We start from the raw sequence: 15,665 nt of genomic DNA, 5'->3' as shown, positions 1-15,665 counted from the left end.
CGTCGGCGGGGCACCGGGCCGCACGCGCCCGGTGCACTCCGCACGCTACGTCGACTCGGCCTCGCGCGGCGGAGGTGGTGGGGCCGTCGCGAGATGTTCATCCGGTCGCGGCTCCGACGGGAGCTCGACGACCGGGTAGCCGGCCCCCCGGCCGTCCCCGTCGCCCGCGCCGACGGTCCCGCCGGCGACACCGTCCGGGCCGGGGCCGGGCTCGACGTCGCGGTCGTACAGCGGGGCGTCGACGAGGTCGGTGCGCGAGCGCGCCAGCCGGACGAGGGTGTAGGCGAGGATCGCCGCGGCCAGCAGCGGGACGCCGTTGGCCATGCCCACGTCGAAGGCGCTGTAGCCGACGAGACCGATCGTCAGCCAGACGGTCCCCTGGACGACGCGACGCGAGGAGTGCGCGACGCCGTAGAGGACGAGGCAGGGCAGCAGGTACCAGGGCTGCATCACCGGGCCGCACGCGACGACGACGGTGAACGCGGCCGCCGCCGACCCGAGCGGATGGCGCGGCGCGACCGACCACGTGAGCCACAGCAGCGTGCCCACGGCGACGATCGCTCCGAGGGCCTGCGCGGCGGGCACGGGCTGCGCCACCCAGGCCGCGGGGGCCCCGGCCGCGCTCAATCCGAGCTGGACGATGCTGCCGAGCAGCGTCGTGGGCGCGAGGTAGGAGCGCAGGGCCATCGGGACGCTGAGGTTGGGCACCCAGCCCCAGCCGAGGCCGGAGGCGAGGGTGAGCGCGACGAACCCGGCGAACGCGACGAGCCCGGTGTGCAGCGCGACCAGGAGGTAGTCGCGGCGCGGCGGCGTCAGCCCCCCGTGGATGCGCCGCGCGGCGAGGCCGGCCACGCCGACGAGCGCGAGCACGGCAGTCTGCTTGAACCCGGCCCCGGCGGCGACGGCGAGCGCCCCGGCCCCCAGCCGCCCGTCGGCGGCGAGGTACAGCCCGAGCACGACGCAGGCGATCATCATCGCGTCGTTGTGCGCGCCGCCCACGAGGTGGAGCACGACGAGGGGGTTGAGGACACCGAGCCACACCGCGCCGCGGGGGTCGACGCCGACGCGCGCCGCGAGGCGGGGCAGGAGCAGCGCGACGACGGCCACCGCGGCCACGGCCGGGATCCGCATCGCGACGGAGGCGACGAAGGCGTTGCCGAAGGTGAGGTCGACGACGAGGTGCTGGAGCTGGAGCGCGAGCGGGCCGTACGGGGCCGGCGTGTAGAGCCACATCGCGTCGACCTGGTCGGCGAACGAGCCCGGCACGCTGATCGGCGCCGTCGCGTACGGGTCCATGCCGCGGTCGACGATGAGCCCCTGGGCGGCGTAGCTGTACGTGTCGCGACTGAACAGGGGCGGCGTGAGCATGACGGGTGCGGCCCAGATCAGCCACGTCGACGTCGGCAGCGGCCCGGAGGTCCTCGTGGGTCGCAGGCGCAGCCACGCGTGGACGAGGATCGCCATCCCGCCGATGATGAGGCCGGTCGCGACGACGCGGCTGGGGCCGTCGGCGAGCCAGTCGAGGTGCAGCAGCTCGAGGATCGGCGAGTCGGGCGGCAGGAACGCCGGGGTGTACGCCCCCAGGGCGATGAGCGCCATGCCGGCGAGGCCGTGGCGCACGTACAGCAGTGCCCACGCCGCGCGCAGGTCGGCCCGCAGCGTGCGCATCGCGGCCCGGAACGGGCGCGGTCGCCTCGCCCGGGGGCCGGCGCCCCGCTCCGCGCTCACGTCACTCATCGGTACGAGTGTCCACCAGGGCGCGTCACCGCGTCCAACGTCGCGGCGCCTCAGACCCCGTACCGGCGCTCCCGTTCGGCGTACGCGCGGACCGCCCGCAGGTAGTCGACGCGGCGGAAGTCGGGCCAGTACGCCTCGCAGAAGTAGAACTCGCTGTGCGTGCTCTGCCAGAGCAGGAACCCGCCGACGCGTTGCTCGCCCGACGTGCGGATGACGAGGTCGGGGTCGGGTTGACCCTTCGTGTACAGGTGCGCGGCGATGTCCTCGACGGTGATGCGCTCGGCGATGTCGCGCAGGTCCCGCCCCTGCTCGGCCGCCTCGAGGAGCAGCCCCCGGACCGCGTCGGCGATCTCCTGCCGGCCCCCGTACCCGACGGCGACGTTGACGACGAGCCCCTCCACCCCGGCCGTCCGGCCCGCCGCGGCCAGGAGGCGCTCGGCGGTCTCGGCCGGCAGCAGGTGGCGGGCGCCGACGATGTTGACGCGCCAGCGGCCCGTGTCGGCGAGGTCGGCGACGACGTCCTCGATGATGCGCAGCAGCGGCGCGAGCTCGTCCGGCCGGCGCTTGAGGTTGTCGGTCGACAGGAGCCACAGGGTGACGATCTCGACCCCGAGCTCCTCGCTCCAACCGAGGAACGGGGCGATGTTGTCGGCGCCGGCGCGGTGCCCGACGGTCGTCTCCTCCCCCTTGGACCGGGCCCACCGCCGGTTGCCGTCGAGCATGACGCCGACGTGTCGCGGCACCCGGCCCGTGGGCAGGTCGGCGACCAGCCGACGTTCGTACGCCTCGTAGAGCAGGTGGCTCAGGTCCACGCGATCTCCCGCCGCCGTCCGTGTGCTAGGGGCCGGCCCGCACGCGGCCGACCGGGTCGGCCCCGCGACGTGCGGACCCGTTCCCCACGCTACGCCCCGACGGGTCGCGGGCCCGGTCACGACCTTCGCGACGGCACCGGGCCCGCCCGGCCCGACCACGTAACCTACGGTTCCGTAGGTTAAGCTCGGGTCATGCCCAGCTCGTCCACGCCCCGCCTGTCCGACGCCGGTGGGAACGCCGGCGGGAACCCCGGGGACGCGGTGGACGCCGCGGTCGATCACCTGCTCGACGTGGTCAAGCCGCGCCTGCGCGGCTGGCTGCACGCGGTGATGTTCCCGATCGTCGTCCTCGGCGGCATCGCCCTCGTGGCCGCCACCCCGACGCCGCGCGGGCGGATCGGCATGAGCGTCTTCGTCGTCACGGCCGCCCTGTTGTTCGGCACCTCCGCGCTCTACCACCGCGGCACGTGGACCCCACCCGTGGCGCGCGTCCTGCGCCGGCTCGACCACGCGAACATCTTCCTCGTCATCGCCGGGACCTACACGGCGTTCGCGGCCACCCTGCTCGACGACGCCGCGGCACGGACCCTGCTGTGGGTGATGTGGGTCGGTGCCGTGCTCGGCGTCGTCTTCAAGGTGGCCTGGGTCGGCGCCCCGCGCTGGGTGTCCACTCCCCTGTACGTCCTGCTCGGCTGGGTCGCGGTCTTCTACGTGGGGCCCTTCTACCGGTCCGGCGGGGCGCTCGTCCTCGCGCTCATCGTCGCCGGCGGCGTGCTCTACACCCTGGGCGCGGTCGTGTACGGCCTCAAGCGACCCGACCCCTCACCGCGGTGGTTCGGCTTCCACGAGGTCTTCCACACGTTCACGATCCTCGCGTTCCTCGCGCACTTCGCGGCCGCGGGCCTCGCCGTCGCGACCGCCGGCCCACCCGTCGGGGCCTGACCCTCAGCTCGAGGTCGAGCCGCCGCGCTCCGCGTCACGCGGGTCCTCGGGGGCGCCGGCCGGGTCGGCCGGGTCCGCGTCGCCGCCCGGATCGTCCGCGGCCCCGTCCCCGTCCCCGGATCCCGAGCGCCGCCCGGCGGCCGACGTGGGCCGGGTGCTCATGGGCGGTTCGTCCGCGGCGCGCACGGCCGCGGCGTCGACGGGCTCGTCCTCGAGCGCGGCGCGGCGGTCGACGTTGCGCAGCCGCACGATCATGTTCCGCATGAGCAGCCACAGCGCGCAGCCGAGGAGGAAGAAGGCGAGGAAGCCGCCGATGCCGGGCGAGACGGACGGGTCGGGCGTGTTCATCGGTGCCACCCCGGCGCGTCCGGGGAGCGCTCCACGACCGTGTCGAGGACCGGCTCGCGGCGATCGGCGAGCACCTCGGCCACGAGGGCGTCGGCCGCCGCGGCGTCGCCGAGCCCGGCGAACAGGTCGTCCTCGCCCTCCGTGATCGGCACGTACGAGACGGCCGACTCGAAGTCCTCGGTGGGCCACACCTGCGCCTCCAGGTCGAGGGGGATCGCGAACCACCAGCCGTCGGGGTCGATCTGGGTCGCGTGGGCGAGGAGCGCCTGGTTGCGCCGGTCGAAGTAGTCGGAGCACGGCACGCGGGTGCTGACGGGGCGGTCGTCGCGGTCCTTCCAGCGGGCGGCCCAGTCGGCGAACGGCGACTCCATGCCGCGCTCCGTGAGGGCGTCGTGGAACGCGAGCACGCGCGCCTTGGCGATGGTCTGGTTGTAGTAGAGCTTGAGGGGCTGCCACGGCGCTCCCGCGTGCGGGAAGGCGTCGGGATCACCCGCGGCGCGGAAGGCGGCGACGGCCACGACGTGGCACATGATGTGGTCGGGGTGCGGGTAGCCGCCGTTCTCGTCGTACGTCGTCACGACGTGCGGGCGCTGCTCGCGGATGACCCGGACCAGGGCCTCGACCGTGACGTCCAGGGGCGCCGTCGCGAAGCAGCCCTCGGGCACCGGCGGCAGCGGGTCACCCTCGGGCAGGCCCGAGTCGACGAAGCCGAGCCACGTGTGGCCGATGCCGAGGATCTCCTGGGCGCGGCGCATCTCGGCGCGCCGGAACTCCGGCAGGTCGCGCAGCACGTCGGGGTCGTCCTTGAGGCGCGGGTTGAGGATGTCGCCGCGCTCACCGCCGGTGCACGAGACGACACCCACCTCCACGCCCCGGTCGACGTACATGGCCATGGTCGCGGCACCCTTGCTCGACTCGTCGTCGGGGTGCGCGTGCACGGCCATCATTCGCAGGGACTGCGTCACGTCTGTCCTTCGTCGGGGGTCTGCTGGGTCGACCTCCATTCTCGCACCCCCGCCGACGCGCCCCGGGGGCCGGCCGGAGCCGCGGGCCCCGGTAGCGCCGCGATCGGCCCCGATAGCCTGGGCGCGTGCCCACACCCCCCGCCGACGACGTCGCCCGCGACGAGGCCGACCACGACCGCGTGTCGCAGGACGGCTGGATCCGCGGCGTCCGGCGGGCCTGGGCCGACGCCGACGCCGGGCGGCGGCGGTTCGTCCTGCTCGGGGTGGTCCTCACCGCGATCGGGCTCGCCGTCGCGATCTGGTGGGGCCTCGCCTCGACCGTCGGCAAACCGGCGTGGCGGGACCTCGGCTACCGGGTCGTCGACCCGTCGACGACCTACGTGCGCTTCGAGGTGACCCGGCCGCCGAGCCTGGCGCTGTCCTGCGTCGTCGAGGCGCAGGAGACGTCCCACGGCGTCGTCGGCCGCACCACCGTGCAGGTCCCCCCGGGCGAACCCGCGAGCGTCGTCGTCGAGACGCGGGTGCGCACGACCTCGACCGCGGTGTACGGGGCCGTGCGGCGCTGCGCCGCCGCCTGACCGGGCTCGGACACCTCCGCCGACTCCACCGCTCCCAAGAGCCCTGGCCGGCAGCGCCTCGGGGGCCTTTGGGTGGCCTCGGCGCCGCAGGTCAGCGGCCTGCGGAGGCGTACGAGCGGTTCGTCCCGTATGATCGAATGCTTACCGCCGGTCCGATCGACCGGGTCGGCGAGTCCCCCAGGGCCACCACGCGTGGGTCCCGGCTCACTCGCCGGGTCGGCCCGGGCCACCACCGACTCTGCGCGCCGCCCTGCCGGGCGGCGCGCGTCGTTCGCGCTCAGCGCGGACCTCTCGACGAAACGCAAGGAGTGATCGACGTGTCCGACACCGCCACGCCCACGGCGAGCTACCTCACCCAGGACGCCTACGACCGTCTGCAGGCCGAGCTGGAGCAGCTGTCGACGTCCGGCCGCAGCGAGATCAGCAAGCGCATCGAGGCCGCGCGCGACGAGGGCGACCTCAAGGAGAACGGCGGCTACCACGCGGCCAAGGAGGAGCAGGGCAAGATGGAGGCCCGCATCCGCCAGCTGACCTCCCTGCTGCAGAACGCCATCGTCGGCGAGACGCCGAAGGACGACGGCATCGTCGAGCAGGGCATGGTCGTCACCGTCGAGATGTTCGGCGACGAGATGACGTTCCTCCTGGGCAGCCGCGAGATCGGCGGCGACGACATGGACGTCTACTCGATGACCTCCCCGCTCGGCGAGGCCATCATGGGCAAGCGCGCCGGCGACGAGGCAAGCTACCAGGCGCCCAACGGCAAGACGATCACTGTCAAGATCCTCAAGGCGAAGCCCTACCAGGGCTGAGCGGCACCGCCACGCACGACGACGCCCCGACCCTCTCCGGGCCGGGGCGTCGTCGTGCGCGGGGCGTCCGCGCCGCGCCTGCGCGCGGGCCGCGGCTCTACAGGTAGCGGCGCGCCCCCGAGTACTCCCGGTTCACGTCGAAGGCGCGCAGGTCGACGATCTCGACGCTGCGGGCCGAGTTCGGCGAGTGCAGGATGCGCCCTCCCCCGGCGTAGATCGCGACGTGGTGGACGCGGCCGGTCCCGCCCGGCCCGGCGAAGAACACGAGGTCGCCGGGGCGCAGGTCGGCCCGCGCGACGGCCCGGCCGGCCGTGGACTGGGGCCCGGCGTCGCGGGGGATGGCGATGCCGTGGGCCTTGAAGACGGTCGAGGTGAAGCCGGAGCAGTCGAACCCGAACGCCGAGACCCCCGCCCACAGGTAACGCAGGCCGAGGAAGCGCGAACCGGTGGCGACGATCTGCGCCCCGGTCGGGCGGGCCGGCTTCGCGCCCGCGGCCCGCACCGCCACGTCCCGGGCGTCGACCCACCGGCTCGCCCCGTCGGGCAGCGCGACCCGCACGGCCCCGCGCGTCCGCCCCAGCACCGGGAGCTCGGTGTTGATCGACACCTCGGTCGTCCGCCCCCGCAGGCTCGCCCGCGTGGCCAGCCACGTCGTCTCGTCGGTGACGACGGCGTGCAGGGTGCGGCGGAGCCGGGCCGCGTACGCGTCGTTCTCCACGAGCTGGGCGGCGGGCAGCCAGCCGGGATACCCGCGGGCGTCGCGGGGCGTCGACTGGCCCGACACGACGACCTTGACCCAGGCCCCGTCCACCTGCGTGACCTGCACGCGCGTGCCCAGCGTGGCCTGCGTCTCGAGCCGGCTCCCCTCCGAGAGCCACGCCCGCGACGCGGTCGTCGGCATGTTCGCGTTCCAGGCGCGCAGGTCGACGGGGTTGCTCAGCGACGGGCGGTCGATCCGCCGCGTCGGGCCGGGCGAGCTCCACAGCGTGGCCACGGCGACGTCGACGTACGCGACGTCGCCCACCGCGAGCGCGTGGCCGCGCGCGGCCGCGGCGGCCGAGGACGCAGAGGGCGTGGCGGTCGTGGTCGCCGCGGTCGCGGCCGATCCCGCGGCGGACGCGGGCGCCGCCGCCGGGACGACGAAGGTCGCGGCCGCGGCGAGCCCGGCCGCGAGCGCGACGCGCCGCCGGGGCGCCGCGGACGGGGCGCCGACCGGCCGGTTCCGAGCTGCCGACGCCGGTCCGGTCGTCGCGCCGACGTGTGATCGTGGGTGGACGCGCATGGGTGGTGTTCCTCTCGTCGCGGGCGGCGCGCCCTCCCTGGCCCCCGGGGCGCACCGAGGTTCCACGGTAGCCGCGCACGACGCGATCGGAATGGAACCGACCCTCCCGGCGGTTGTCGCAGGCATGTTCGGATTCGGTCGCACCCCGTCCATGGTCAGCCGCGACGAGGCTCTGCCCGGTCGCCCGACGCCGGTCGCCGGGCCGCCCGCCCGGCACCTCGTCCTCGACACCCCGCCCGGCGGGCCCCTCCCCGCGGGCACGCAGGTCCTCTACCTCGCCGCCGGCTGCTTCTGGGGCGTCGAGCGGATCTACTGGCGCCTGCCCGGCGTCGTGTCGACCGCCGTCGGCTACCTCGGTGGATTCACGCCGAACCCGACGTACGAGGAGACGTGCACGGGCCGCACCGGCCACACCGAGGCCGTCCTCGTCGCCTACGACCCCGCCGCCGTCGACGCCGAGACCCTGCTCAAGACGTTCTGGGAGAACCACGACCCGACGACGGCGAACCGTCAGGGCAACGACGTCGGCACGCAGTACCGGTCGGGCATCTACTGGACCACCGACGAGCAGCGCCGGGCCGCCGAGGCGACCCGCGACGCGTTCGGTGAGGTCCTCGCCTCCCACGGGCACGGGCCGATCTCGACGGAGATCCGGCCCTACGACGCGACCGCCGACGACGACGGCGCCGGGCCGTTCTACTTCGCCGAGGGCTACCACCAGCAGTACCTGCACACCAACCCGAACGGGTACTGCAACCACGGGCCGAACGGTCTGAGCTGCCCGACCGGGCTGCTCAGCAAGGACGGCGTGCCGGCGCAGGTGGACGTCGAGCCGCCGACCCGGGCCTGACCCGGTGACGGTGCGCCCCGAGCCGACCGCGCCCGCCGCCCGGGTGCGGCTCGGCGCGTACGCACTCGTCGTGCGCGACGGGTCGATCCTGCTCACCCGCCTCGCGTCGCGGGTCGTCGACCGCGAGCTGTGGACCTTGCCCGGCGGCGGGGTCGAGACCGGCGAGGACCCGAACCTCGCCGTCGTCCGCGAGGTCCGCGAGGAGACGGGGCTCGACGTCACGGTCGAGCCGCGGGCGATCGTGCGGGCGGCCACGGTGACGCGCCCCGACGGCACGCCCGCGCACTCGGTGCGCCTCGTCTTCGCGGGGCGCGTGCCCAAGGACGCCCCCGCCCCGCGCGTCCTCGAGATCGACGGCTCCACCGCCGACGCGGCCTGGCACCCTGTGAGCCGGGTCCGCGACGGGCACGTTCCCGTCGTCGACCTCGTCCACCAGGCCCTGGACGCCCACGCCACGCCCCGCCGGCAGCGCCTCGCCGCGTACGGGCTCGCGACCCGGCCCGGGTCGGGCGGGCTCGAGATCCTCCTCACCCGCGTCTCGCCGCTCGGGCACCACGCCGGCGCGTGGACCCTGCCCGGGGGCGGGGTGGACCACGGCGAGCCGCCCGCCGCGGCGGTCGCTCGGGAGGTCGCCGAGGAGACGGGCCTGCGTGCCCGCGTGGGCGACCTGCTCGGCGTCCACGACGTCCACTTCACCGGCACCGCCCCGCACGGCGGCAGCGAGGACTACCACGGGGTGCACCTCGTGTTCGCCGTGCACGTGGACCCGGCGGCCGCCGGGGACGACGCCGCCGCAGCCGAGCGCTCCGACGACGACCGGGCCGGCTCGGACGCCCCGAGCGTGGTCGAGGTCGGCGGGACGACGGATCTCGCGGCGTGGGTGCCCGTCGACGACGTCCGGGCGGGCCGCCTCGTGGTCCTCGATCTCGTCGTCGACACCCTGGCCCGGCACGTGCCCCCTCCCGCACCCGCCGGATCCGTTCCCGACGAGCCGGACCCGGCCGGCCTCAGGTGAGCTGAGCCCGCAGCCACGCCCGCTCGTCGATGAGGTGGGTGAGCAGGGACTGCATCGCGGTGTGCCGACGCTCCACGACGTCCTGGCGGGGCGCGTCGCGGTCCTCGAGCCGCATCTGCGTGGAGTAGTCGTGCACGAGGGCCTGCTCCCCGACGATGCGGACGGGCAGGAACCCGACACGCAGGTCGCTGGCCTCCCGCGCCAGCGCGCCGAGGTCGCGCCCGAGCGACCGGGCGGCACCCTCGACCGCCTCCTCCCCCTGCGCGATCGCGCGCAGGAACGCCTCGCGGGCGAAGGTGAAGCGCTGCGCGGACCCCTCGGCCTGCAACCGGATTCCGGGCACGGCCCCGACGGCCGCCGGCGACGCGCCGAGCGCCGTCGCCGCGCCGGCGGCCCCTCCGGCGAGGCCCCCGGCCGCCGGACCGGCGACCACCGCGGCCCCCGCGAGCGAGGCCGCGATGCGCTCGGCGAGACCCGCGACCTGCGGATCCGAGCGCAGCGCCGTCGCGTCCGCGGCCGGAACGGCGCCGCGGCCCTCGACGACGTCGAGCACGGCACCGGCGGCCGAGGTCGCTCGCTCCACCTCGTCGGCGAGGCGCGCGGCCTCGGGGTGGGCGATCACGTCGACCCGCGCGCCCGCCGACGCCGACGGGACGAGCAGGCGCATGCCCGGCAGGGCCCCGTCGAGGGTGGCGGTGGGTGAGGTCGCGACGAACGGATCCCGGCCCTCCCACGTGACCCGGACCGCCGTGTCGGCCCCGGCGTCGAGCACCCGCAGCGGTCCGAGCACGGGCGACGGCACGCCGAGGCGCCCGTCGAGGAGCTCGACCCCCGCGCCGGCGCCGGGGGTCCGGGCGGTGACGAGGAGACGTTCCTGCCCCGGGCCAGCGGCGAGCACCGAGAAGGTCGCGGACGTGCCGAGCGAGTCCAGGCCCGCGGCGAGCCCGGCCAGCGTCGTGCCGGCCCCGACGGCGAGACGGTGAGCGACCGGGCCCCCGTCCGCCGCGGAGGCGCCGTGGTCGAGGACGGCCACCGAGAACGGTCGCCCGCCGCCGAGGACCTGCCCCGCCCCGACCGGGGACTGGGTGACCGCGCTGAACGACCGGGCGACGCCGAGCACCTCGAGCGTCGCCGCGAACGGCGGCAGCGGAGGCTGCGCCGGGGACGACCCGGGGGCGCGAGCGCCCCCGTCGAACCACGCCGCGACCGCGCCGAGCAGCCCGCCGAACCCGCCGCCGGTGGTCTCGGGCCCTGCACCCGGGGGGCTCGACGTGGCGTCGCCGACGGGGCCCATCGCGCCGCCTGCGGCGGCCGAACCCATCGCGCCGCCGGCGGCGGCCGAACCCATCGCGCCGCCTGCGGCGGCCGAGTTACCGGGGGTGAGCGGCACCGCGACGACGGCGCGCGGGTCGCCGCCCGTGACGAGCACCCGCGGCGAGTCGGGCCAGGCGGCGAGGGCACCGACGCTCTCGCCGAGGGCCGTCGTGCTCGAGTTGAGCGCCTGCAGGGCGCTGACCAGCGCCTGACCAGCCCGCGCGGCCCCGGCGGGCGGCGCGTCGACGGCACCGAGCGCGGCCCGGACCAACCCGCCGACCTGGCCCGACGGGGCCCCGGACAACACGGCGTCGACGACGCCGAGCACGTCGAGCGTGCGCTCGGCGTGCAGCCGGCGCTCGGTGACGTCGGCGAGCAACCCCTGGAGGATCCCGGCCGCGCCGGCCGCGAACCGCCCCTGGGCGTCGGCGACGCTCGCGGCGTCGTCCAGCGACCACCCCGTCGCGTCCGCGTCGGCCGTCGGGGACGGACGGGCCGGGACCTCGACGGGCGAGGCGGTCGCACCGGGCACGCCCGGGGCGCCCGGGCGGGACGGCAGGGCGACGGCGTCGGGGCCGGCGACGACGACCGGCCGTCCGTCCGCGATCTCGACGAGGGCCGGCTCCGCGGCACCGGTCGCGGTGGGCGCGGCGGCCTGGCGGGTGGCGACCTCGTCGGCGAACCCCGCGACGAGTCGGTCCAGCACGGCTCGGGCGCGCGGCGCCGCGGTCCGCGGACCGGCGACCGCGGCGGCCAGCACCCCGCCGAGCCCCTCGACCGGCGACCCCGAGGCGAACCGCACCGCCGGGTCCTCGGCCGGGGCGGACACCCGTCCGGCCCGGGCGGCCAGGTCCTCGCGGGCGGTGCGGACCTCGGCGGCCTCGTCGGGGTTACTCGGCACCGCGGGGGCACGGTCGTCGCCCCGCCGGTCGGCCGGCGGGGCCGCGGGCGGGGTCCGCGGGTCGGCGGCAACGACCTCGCCCGCCGTGACGTCACCGACGTGGCCGACGTCGCCGACGTCCCCCACGTCTCGCGGGTCGGTCACGACGAGGCGATCCACGACGTCCCCGCGCACGAGGTCGTCGTCCCCGATGCGGACGTCGACCGTCCCGTCGTCGGCGAACTCGGCGACGGCCCCGACGAGCCGGCCCAGTTCGCGCACGGCGGCGTCGCGGCGCAGCGTCGAGACCCGCTCGTCCTGCGCGGCGGCGGCGTCGTCGCGGGCGTCGGCCACCCGCTCGCGGCGGCGCTGCACCCGGGCGCGGTTGTCGGCGGCGACGTCGTCGGCCAGGGCGGCGACCCGCTCGGCCGTCTCGCGGACCGCGAGGCGCGCGTGCGCCTCGAGCTGGGTCAGGCGCCGGTCGGTGGCCGCGAACTCGCGGGCGGCCGCCGAGACGGCGTCGTGGACGACGGTCCGCGCCGCGTCGTCGCCGGCCGGCGACCCGTCGCGGCGCGCGGCCTGCGCGTAGGCACGGTCGACGTCGGCGAGGACGGGCCCGAGCCGCTCGCCCGCCCGCGCGAGCGCCCTCTCGACCTCGACGTACGTGTCGCGCTGGGTCGCGAGCTCTCCCACGGCGGCGTGGGCGTCGAGCGCGGCCGCGTCGAGGCGCGCCGACCGCGTCGCGTCGGGGTGGAGCCGGAGTGGGTCGACCGTGGCCGGGGCCGGGGCGAGAACCGCCCGGTCCACGCGCGACGGGCCGCCGACGCCCGCCGCGAGCCCGGCCCCGGACAGGTGCGGGGCGCGCCGCGGGTCCGCGAGCGCGTCCATCCAGCGACGCAGTCCGTCGCTCGCGCCGAGGTCCGTGCCGCCGATGGGGTTCAGGGTCATGTCGCTCATCCGTGAGTCGGGGTCGTCCGGGCCGCGTGGGGCGGTCGTCCTCCCATCGGCACGGCCCGCCGCCTTCTCAACCCACCTTCGTCACCCGCCCGACACGGTCCGGACACCGCGTCGTCGCCGGGCTCGCGCAGCCTCAAGCGATGCGAGGTGGTCCAGGGCGGTCGGGAGGCGCCGGCGCGGGACCGCGGCGGCCCCGGGTGCGGTCGCGGAGGCCCCGGGTGCGGTCGCGGCGGCCCCGGGTGCGGTCGCGGAGGCCCCAGGTGTGGTCGCGGAGGCCCGGGCGCGGTCGCGGAGGTCCCGGGAGAGTCGCGGAGGTCCCCGGGAGCGTCGGGCGGCGCGGAGGCTCAGGGAGCGTCGCGCAGGCCCGGGGCGCGGGTCGCGGCGACCCGGATCGCCCTGTGATCGAAGCGGATTCGCGCAGGTACCCCCGGCCGCGGCCGATGGGGTGGCGAGCGGCCGGTGGGGCCACGGGATCCGGGCGGGCCGGAGTCGGCGCCCGGGCGGTGCCCAGGTCGGATCGGTACCGTCGAACGCGGTCGGCAACGGCCGGGCCGCCGGGCGCGCTCGACGGACGGTGTCCCTCCGACACCTCGGGGGCCACCGTCGCCGCGGTGACCGACACGACCGCCGGAGACGCCCCGGCCACCGCGGCGGCCGGATCGCACCGACACGCAGAGGAACGCAGGGGGACGAAGGGGTGAGCACATGAGTCGGGCCTCACGGGCACGCCACATCGCCGCCGCGGCCGCCTACGGGGGCGGCATCGGGGCCGCCGGCGTCGGAGCGGCGGGGCTCGTCGGGTACGGGCTGCTCAAGGCGGAGGCACGGCTCGCACGCCGCATCGTCGGCAAGCCCTTCGAGGGCGCGCCGGACGACTCCGACGTCTACGGCAGCGGCCTCGGCCGCCCCGTCGAGCTCGTCGTCCTCGGCGACAGCCTCGCGGCCGGGATGGGCTGCGACAACCGCTTCCAGACCATCGGCGGAGTGCTCGCGACGGGCGTGTCGGCCCTCGCGGGCCGGCCGGTCCGCCTGACGAACCGCGCCGAGATCGGCGGCGAGTCCTCGTGGCTGGCCGGTCAGGTGGACCGCGCCCTCCAGGCGTGCACCCACCCCGACGTCGCCGTCGTCACCATCGGCGGCAACGACGTCACCCACCGCATCGACCGGACCGAGAGCGTGCGCGACCTCGCCGACGCCGTCGCCCGGCTGCGCGAGGCCGGGGCCGAGGTCGTCGTCGGCACGTGCCCCGACCTCGGCACGATCGAGCCGGTCGCCCAGCCGCTCAAGGCGATCATGCGCCGCTGGAGCCGCGACCTGGCCGCGGCGCAGACCGTCGCGGTGGTCGAGGCGGGCGGGCGCACCGTGTCACTCGGCGACCTGCTGTCGAACGACTTCCTCTCGCAGCCGGACCAGATGTTCAGCCACGACCGGTTCCACCCCTCGCCCGCGGGCTACGCCCGGGCGGCCGCGGCGATGCTGCCGAGCGTGTGCGCGGCCCTCGGTCTGTGGGCCGGCGAGACCGACCGGGCCCCCGACCGGCTCCGCGGCGAGAGCGTCGACCCGGTGTCCGTCGCCGCCGGCCGGGCCGTGTCGCGGCCCGGGACCGAGGTGAGCCCCGCCGACGTCGGGGGCCGGGGCCACGGCCCCCGCGGGCGGTGGGCCAAGCTCCTGCGCCGCCGCCGGCCCGACGGCCCGCCCGACGCCGAGGAGGTCGACGACGACGCCACGGCCCACGCGCTGGCCACCGGCTCCTGAGCCGTCACGCCTCGGCGCGCTGCGCGTGTCGATCCGAGGGTCGTCCCGGGGGGTCAGGCGGCGCCGACGCGTCCGGGGGTCAGGCGGCGCCGACGCTCCGCCGCAGGTCGGCGAGTTCGGCCACGAGCCGCTCCAGCCGCTCGGGCGTGCCGTCGCGGGCGAGGTCGTGGCTGCACACGGTGAGCACGTCGAGCGCGCCGGCGGCCCCCAGATCGGGCAGGGTCCGCCGGGGTATCCCGGCCGCGTCGGCCGACTCGTCGGCGTAGGCCTGGGCGAGCGCGTACACGGCCGGGACGACGACGAGCGCCCGGTCCAGCGGGAGGCTCCGCCACCGCCGGACCAGGCGCTCGAGGTCGATCCGGGCCTGCCGCGGCAGCGGATCGGGGGTCATGCGACGGGTCAGTCGCGACCGGTGAGCTGCGCGATGAGGCGCAGCATCTCCAGGTAGAGCCACACGACCGTGACGAGCAGGCCGTGCGCGAGGAGCCACGAGTACTTCTGCGGCATCCCGGCGCGGACCGCGTTGTCGATGGAGTCGAAGTCCATCGCGAGGGAGTACGACGCGAGGCCCACCGCGAAGAGCGACACGCCGATCGACATCGGCGAGCCGAAGGCGAAGAAGCCCCAGCCGCTGTTCATGCCGAAGATCATCGCGGCGCCGAGGTTGACGAGCGCGAAGATGAGGTAGCCGACGATGGCGAGGGAGAACATGCGCCGCGAGCGGCTCGTCACCTTGACGATGCCGAACTTCCAGCCCGCGAACATGGCCACGAACACCGACAGCGTCGCGACGATCGCCGTGGGCACGACGCCCTCGAAGCGGACGGCGTAGACCTGGCTGATCGCGCCGACGAGCACACCCTCGATCGCGGCGTAGGCGACGATGAGCGGCACGCTGATCGTCTTCTTGAAGCTGATGACCAGGCCGAGCGCGAGGGTCGCGACGATGCCGCCGAGGAGCAGCACACCGGCCATCGCCGGGTTGACCGCCGTGAACAGCCACGTGGCGCCGGCGACGACGAGCATGAGGCCGAAGAGGACGACGCCCTTCATGACGACGTCGTCGAGGGTCAGGCGACCCGTGGTGACCGGGCCCGCGGCGGGGCGGTCGTACATGTCCTGCAGGTCGGAGGGCGAGGAGGGCCCACCCTGCTGATACGGGGAGTACTGGCCGTAGGCCGGGGCGGCCGAGCCGCCCACGCCGCCGTGGCCCGGGTTTGCGTACCCCTGACCACGCTCCGGCTGACCGAAGGTCGCGTACCCGCCCTGACGGATGTTCTCGTCGACGCGGTTGAAGACCGGGTTGCTCATGGAGGTTCGTTCGCCTTCCTGGAACGGGCGCCACCGCTGGGGCGGCGTGGTGTCCGCCGCCCGTGCGGGCGGCGATTCGAGAGTTCGACGCGCGGCCCGGAGAAACGGTT

At 76.2% G+C, this 15,665-nt stretch carries 14 protein-coding genes; 6 read left to right on the top strand and 8 right to left on the bottom strand.

The features are described from left to right. Window positions 1-45: 45 nt before the first annotated feature. The gene (mptB, locus tag ICW24_RS10565) at window positions 46-1,737 is read right to left on the bottom strand and encodes a polyprenol phosphomannose-dependent alpha 1,6 mannosyltransferase MptB (RefSeq protein WP_226345677.1); all 1,692 of its coding nucleotides are present in this window, start codon (window positions 1,735-1,737) and stop codon (window positions 46-48) included. A gap of 50 nt (window positions 1,738-1,787) precedes the next feature. Continuing rightward, window positions 1,788-2,549, bottom strand: a complete 762-nt coding sequence (locus ICW24_RS10560) for an isoprenyl transferase (protein WP_226345676.1) — start codon at window positions 2,547-2,549, stop codon at window positions 1,788-1,790. A gap of 192 nt (window positions 2,550-2,741) precedes the next feature. On the opposite strand from ICW24_RS10560, the gene trhA reads away from it, so the two are divergent. After that, a complete protein-coding gene (trhA, locus tag ICW24_RS10555) occupies window positions 2,742-3,491 on the top strand; it encodes a PAQR family membrane homeostasis protein TrhA (RefSeq protein ID WP_226345675.1) in 750 nt (249 codons plus the stop codon). 3 nt (window positions 3,492-3,494) lie between these two features. On the opposite strand, the gene ICW24_RS10550 is transcribed toward trhA, so the two are convergent. After that, entirely contained in the window at window positions 3,495-3,839 is a 345-nt protein-coding gene (locus tag ICW24_RS10550) for a hypothetical protein (protein ID WP_226345674.1), read from the bottom strand. After that, window positions 3,836-4,804, bottom strand: coding sequence for a mycothiol conjugate amidase Mca (mca, locus tag ICW24_RS10545; RefSeq protein WP_226345673.1), 969 nt, complete (start codon window positions 4,802-4,804; stop codon window positions 3,836-3,838). The genes ICW24_RS10550 and mca overlap by 4 nt, the downstream gene beginning before the upstream one ends. A 125-nt stretch (window positions 4,805-4,929) precedes the next feature. On the opposite strand from mca, the gene ICW24_RS10540 reads away from it, so the two are divergent. Both ICW24_RS10540 and greA read left to right on the top strand, forming a co-directional pair. Next, window positions 4,930-5,382, top strand: a complete 453-nt coding sequence (locus ICW24_RS10540) for a DUF4307 domain-containing protein (RefSeq protein ID WP_226345672.1) — start codon at window positions 4,930-4,932, stop codon at window positions 5,380-5,382. 317 nt (window positions 5,383-5,699) lie between these two features. Further along, window positions 5,700-6,191 (top strand): transcription elongation factor GreA, encoded by a 492-nt coding sequence (gene greA, locus ICW24_RS10535; RefSeq protein WP_226345671.1) that lies wholly within the window; start codon window positions 5,700-5,702, stop codon window positions 6,189-6,191. A 97-nt stretch (window positions 6,192-6,288) separates the two neighbouring features. Here greA and ICW24_RS10530 read toward each other — a convergent pair whose 3' ends face one another. Further along, on the bottom strand, window positions 6,289-7,473 hold the full coding sequence (locus ICW24_RS10530; RefSeq protein WP_226345670.1) for a C40 family peptidase: 1,185 nt from the start codon (window positions 7,471-7,473) through the stop codon (window positions 6,289-6,291). A 151-nt stretch (window positions 7,474-7,624) separates the two neighbouring features. Here ICW24_RS10530 and msrA point away from each other — a divergent pair, with 151 nt between their 5' ends. Together msrA and ICW24_RS19710 are read left to right on the top strand one after the other, a co-directional pair. Beyond that, entirely contained in the window at window positions 7,625-8,323 is a 699-nt protein-coding gene (msrA, locus tag ICW24_RS10525) for a peptide-methionine (S)-S-oxide reductase MsrA (protein ID WP_226345669.1), read from the top strand. Between the two features lie 4 nt (window positions 8,324-8,327). Further along, window positions 8,328-9,338, top strand: coding sequence for an NUDIX domain-containing protein (locus ICW24_RS19710; RefSeq protein ID WP_307781328.1), 1,011 nt, complete (start codon window positions 8,328-8,330; stop codon window positions 9,336-9,338). Here the strand turns inward: ICW24_RS19710 and ICW24_RS10510 are convergent. Continuing rightward, the gene (locus tag ICW24_RS10510) at window positions 9,331-12,480 is read right to left on the bottom strand and encodes a FlgK family flagellar hook-associated protein (protein ID WP_226345668.1); all 3,150 of its coding nucleotides are present in this window, start codon (window positions 12,478-12,480) and stop codon (window positions 9,331-9,333) included. The genes ICW24_RS19710 and ICW24_RS10510 overlap by 8 nt on opposite strands. Before the next feature lie 714 nt (window positions 12,481-13,194). Here ICW24_RS10510 and ICW24_RS10505 point away from each other — a divergent pair. Next, window positions 13,195-14,244: an SGNH/GDSL hydrolase family protein gene (locus ICW24_RS10505; RefSeq protein WP_226345667.1), complete on the top strand. Its 1,050-nt coding sequence runs from the start codon at window positions 13,195-13,197 to the stop codon at window positions 14,242-14,244. A gap of 79 nt (window positions 14,245-14,323) precedes the next feature. Here ICW24_RS10505 and ICW24_RS10500 read toward each other — a convergent pair whose 3' ends face one another. Together ICW24_RS10500 and ICW24_RS10495 are read right to left on the bottom strand one after the other, a co-directional pair. Then, the gene (locus tag ICW24_RS10500) at window positions 14,324-14,635 is read right to left on the bottom strand and encodes a hypothetical protein (protein ID WP_226345666.1); all 312 of its coding nucleotides are present in this window, start codon (window positions 14,633-14,635) and stop codon (window positions 14,324-14,326) included. An 8-nt stretch (window positions 14,636-14,643) separates the two neighbouring features. Continuing rightward, window positions 14,644-15,555 (bottom strand): Bax inhibitor-1/YccA family protein, encoded by a 912-nt coding sequence (locus tag ICW24_RS10495; RefSeq protein WP_226345665.1) that lies wholly within the window; start codon window positions 15,553-15,555, stop codon window positions 14,644-14,646. Window positions 15,556-15,665: the final 110 nt, after the last annotated feature.

The sequence above is a fragment of the Agilicoccus flavus genome (genome assembly GCF_014857905.1).
GTDB classification, from domain to species: domain Bacteria; phylum Actinomycetota; class Actinomycetes; order Actinomycetales; family Dermatophilaceae; genus Agilicoccus; species Agilicoccus flavus.
The sequence above is the reverse complement of the archived record's forward strand: the minus strand, read 5'-3'. Positions and strand labels throughout refer to the sequence as shown.

Bases quoted from the DNA above. Each gene is read 5' to 3' on its own strand.
- ICW24_RS10550 (WP_226345674.1), bottom strand. From the start codon at position 3,839: ATGAACACGCCCGACCCGTCCGTCTCGCCCGGCATCGGCGGCTTCCTC.
- msrA (WP_226345669.1), top strand. From the start codon at position 7,625: ATGGTCAGCCGCGACGAGGCTCTGCCCGGTCGCCCGACGCCGGTCGCC.
- ICW24_RS10510 (WP_226345668.1), bottom strand. From the start codon at position 12,480: ATGACCCTGAACCCCATCGGCGGCACGGACCTCGGCGCGAGCGACGGA.
- ICW24_RS10495 (WP_226345665.1), bottom strand. From the start codon at position 15,555: ATGAGCAACCCGGTCTTCAACCGCGTCGACGAGAACATCCGTCAGGGC.
- mptB (WP_226345677.1), bottom strand. From the start codon at position 1,737: ATGAGTGACGTGAGCGCGGAGCGGGGCGCCGGCCCCCGGGCGAGGCGA.
- ICW24_RS10500 (WP_226345666.1), bottom strand. From the start codon at position 14,635: ATGACCCCCGATCCGCTGCCGCGGCAGGCCCGGATCGACCTCGAGCGC.
- trhA (WP_226345675.1), top strand. From the start codon at position 2,742: ATGCCCAGCTCGTCCACGCCCCGCCTGTCCGACGCCGGTGGGAACGCC.
- ICW24_RS10530 (WP_226345670.1), bottom strand. From the start codon at position 7,473: ATGCGCGTCCACCCACGATCACACGTCGGCGCGACGACCGGACCGGCG.
- ICW24_RS10505 (WP_226345667.1), top strand. From the start codon at position 13,195: ATGAGTCGGGCCTCACGGGCACGCCACATCGCCGCCGCGGCCGCCTAC.